Annotated in this window: 1 protein-coding gene; it reads left to right on the top strand. The window is 62.3% G+C overall.

All coding sequences use genetic code 11. The annotated features are described in order from the left end of the window. Positions 1–13 precede the first annotated feature (13 nt). Positions 14–207: DUF222 domain-containing protein (locus H7J73_RS10965; RefSeq protein WP_264067387.1), on the top strand; the 194-nt coding region annotated here is incomplete at its 3' end.

Below are 207 nucleotides of genomic sequence, written 5' to 3'. Positions count from 1 at the left end.
GTCGTGGGACGAGTTGACCGGTCCTGACGTGGTGCAGGTGTTGGTGCGGTTGGACACGCTGACGCGGTGTCAGCCGGTGATCGAACACCGCTTGATCGGGACGTTGATGCGCGACGGGTCGGCGAAAGAGTTGGGCGCGAAGAATTTCAGCGATGTGTTGACCACCGCACTACGCATCAGCCCCAAAGACGCCAAGCGGCGGCTCAG

Source organism: Mycolicibacterium komossense (genome assembly GCF_025822605.1).
Taxonomy (GTDB): domain Bacteria; phylum Actinomycetota; class Actinomycetes; order Mycobacteriales; family Mycobacteriaceae; genus Mycobacterium; species Mycobacterium komossense.
This window is presented reverse-complemented; position numbering and strand designations above follow the sequence as displayed.